Source organism: Pseudanabaena biceps PCC 7429, from assembly GCF_000332215.1.
GTDB classification, from domain to species: Bacteria; Cyanobacteriota; Cyanobacteriia; order Pseudanabaenales; family Pseudanabaenaceae; genus Pseudanabaena; species Pseudanabaena biceps.
In genome coordinates, this window is record NZ_ALWB01000354.1 from 1 (window position 1) to 3,285 (window position 3,285).

Annotated in this window: 1 protein-coding gene; it reads right to left on the bottom strand. The window is 47.5% G+C overall.

From position 1 onward, the window contains the following. Positions 1-232: 232 nt before the first annotated feature. On the bottom strand, positions 233-3,025 hold the full coding sequence (locus PSE7429_RS22180; protein WP_009629629.1) for a DNA gyrase/topoisomerase IV subunit A: 2,793 nt from the start codon (positions 3,023-3,025) through the stop codon (positions 233-235). Positions 3,026-3,285: the final 260 nt, after the last annotated feature.

Consider the following 3,285-nt stretch of genomic DNA (forward strand, 5'->3'; position numbering starts at 1 on the left):
TTGCGGCGCTTCGCGCCGCAACTCTCTATTGGGTTTGATTTTTGCCCTAACATTACTGACTATAGCTATCTTAATTATACCAAGCCCGCCCATTGTTGCTATCGGCTTATACCAATTCACGAAAGTGTTGTCACACTTTTGTGAATTGGTATAATTCTTCACTGGGAAGGAAGAAGCCAAGAAATAGCGCTGCGAGGCTTAGCCTCGCAGCGCTATTTCTTGGCTTTATGCCTTATTTGGCAACTACGCGAATCACTTTTTCCGATCGCATGAGATCACTTTCCCCAGCAAAAATAGAGCGTCCTTGACTATTGGGTAACTCTAAAGGAATCGCTCCTAAAGGCATTTGGACAGTTCTTAACCCATTATCGCGATCTTGACCGATCAAGAAGGTGACTGGTAAATCAAGGCGAGGGCTAGTAATCGCGATCATGCTGACTAAGCTGTCAGTGCGCGATTGGAACTTGAAGCACTGTGAACCGATCGCCCCTCTAACCGCAGAACGAATATTTACCGCCGCTACCCTTTTAGCAAAGCCTTCTGCCGTAATCAGGATTAGCTCTGAATTGGGATACTGTTGTAAATCCAGAATCGATACGCCGATTTGCGCCTCTGAACTTCCCAACCTTAGGGCAATGTTTCCTGCGGCAGCCCTTCCCACGGTGGGGATTTGGGTTTCATCGGCTTTAAGGCGCAGAATTCTACCTGCGGAAGTGGCGATCGCTAATTCCTGTTCTAACCCGACAATATCAGCCCAGAAAAGCGCATCATCTTCCTTAAATTTGGCAGCAATTAATCCGCGTGCGGTCATATCGGCAAATTCGGCAAGCGGCGATCGCTTAATTTTGCCTTGACGGGAAAGTAGTACTAAGCCCTCCGTAGATGCTGGATTTTTTTCCCAAATAAATTGGGACACGATGCGATCGGTGCTATCGGGTAACAAGGTAATTAAAGGCGTGCCGCGACTTTTACCCTTAGCGATCGGCAGATTGCGCAGAGCAATGGGAAAAGCGCGCCCTGCATCCGTCAGTACCACCATTTCTCGATCGCTACGAGTATCGCAGGAAGCAATCGTGACATCGTCACCGAGATCAACCAATTGAGTAGCTTTAGAATTACTTTCTAAACCCTTAATGTAGCCTTTATGGGTGAGTTGAATCGTCACATCTTGGGGCTCCGCAACGGGGATATTCAGCTCAGTCGTCAGAGAAATAAGCGGCACTTCGATGGTCTGTGGTTGCTTGCCAGTTGCCGATCTAGTTGCCGATTTAGTTACAGATTTAGTTGCCGATTGGCGATCGCTTGTTTTTTCGGCTCCTTGATTGGTAGCTTTTGGAGCTTTCGTAGCAGTTTTGTCTAGAAAATTCTCCGTTACAGCCCCCATCTCAAGGGTTTGTTGATTGCCGTTGTCCGTATTTTTGGACTTAGGGGTTTTTGAATTGCCTTTAGGTATTTCTGCCTCATCCTCGCCCAAAGTCTCCTCAGGACGATTACTTAAAAGCTGCCAAGCAAGATGCGTCCGTCGTTGATCGCTATGCCTTTTTTTATGATCGCGTAGCTCTTTCTTCAAAAATTTTACTAACTCGCGCCGATCCCCTAGCAATCTCTCAAGTCTCGCCACTTGCTGTTGCAACGTCTCCAACTCATCGCGGATCTTTTGTTGCTCAATGGCAGTGATCCGACGCAAAGGCATCGAGAGAATCGCCTCAGCTTGGGTTTCCGAGAGAGAAAACTCTGTCTGGAGATCGGTTTTGGCAAGAGCACTGTTATTGGCAAATCTTAAAATCCGAATCAAGCGATCGATATCTTGGAGAACGATCACTAGCCCCTCTAATAAATGGGATTTTTCTTGGGCTTTTTTCAACTCATAGCGAAACCGCTTAGCAAGAGTCTCTTCGCGAAAGGAAAGAAACTCTTGCAGCAATTCGCGCAAACTCATCTGCTTGGGCTGCGAGCCTTTGAGGGCTAACAAAATCACCCCAAAATTTGATTGCAGAGCGGTTTGACGATAGAGCTGATCGATAATTACTTCTGGCGCAATATCCTTTTTGATCTCGATGACGACGCGCATTCCCGCGCGATCGCTTTCATCACGGATATCAGAAATCCCCTCAATTTTGCCATTATTTACCAATTCCGCAATTTTCTCAATCCATGCCGATTTATTCACCTGATAGGGCAACTCGGTCACAATAATTGCTTGTTTTTGGCGCTTGCCCGTACCTTTACCGCCAAACTGCTCTACTGAAGCAACGCCCCGAATCGTAATGCTGCCGCGTCCAGTTAGGTATGCCTCGCGCACACCCTCCTCATTCATGACGATCCCCCCAGTCGGGAAATCAGGGGCAGGGATTAAACTCAATAACCGATCATCGGGTAGATTTGGGTTTTCGAGTAAAGCGATCGCTCCATCAACGATCTCGCTCAAATTGTGTGGCGGGATATTCGTCGCCATGCCCACAGCGATCCCCGTCGAACCATTGAGCAACAACATCGGTAACTGGGCGGGCAATACCGCTGGCTCCTGCTCCGAACCATCAAAGTTATCGACAAAATCGACAACTTCCTCCTCAATTTCACTCAGCAACGCCTCATTGCCGATCGCCGCCAAACGACATTCGGTATAGCGCATCGCCGCCGCAGGATCATTATCCACCGAGCCAAAGTTGCCATGTCCTGCGAGCAAAGGGTATCGGCTCGAAAAATCCTGTACCAAGCGGACGAGCGCATCATAAACCGATTGATCGCCGTGGGGATGATACTTACCCAATACATCACCGACGACACGGGCGCATTTACGAAAGGGGCGATCAGGCACCAGCCCTAGCTCATGCATTGCATAGATAATCCTGCGGTGCACAGGTTTTAGACCATCACGGGCATCGGGTAAAGCACGACCAACAATCACGCTCATCGCATACTCTAGATACGATCGCTGCATTTCAGTATGCAATGAGGTTGGTATGATATTTCCCCCATTAGACTCCAACCCGAAATCTAACTGTTGTTGCCCTTGCTTTGCCATAAAATCTACGAACGCTGTACAAGATAATCACGATAACAAAAACAATGTAACAGCAAAAACAAGTCGTGTAGTGTCTTTGCGTTTCACCAGTGCTATTTTTTCCCCTTATGACCTAGGTATAGGCAAGGACATAAAACCCAAAACAGTGTTGCAGCGCTCTGCGCTGCAACACTGTTTTGGGTTTTATATTTAATTGAGCCTATAGCAATAAAAAAGATAGATAGGACTAATGAAACCCCAAAGGACAATCGGCGGCGCAA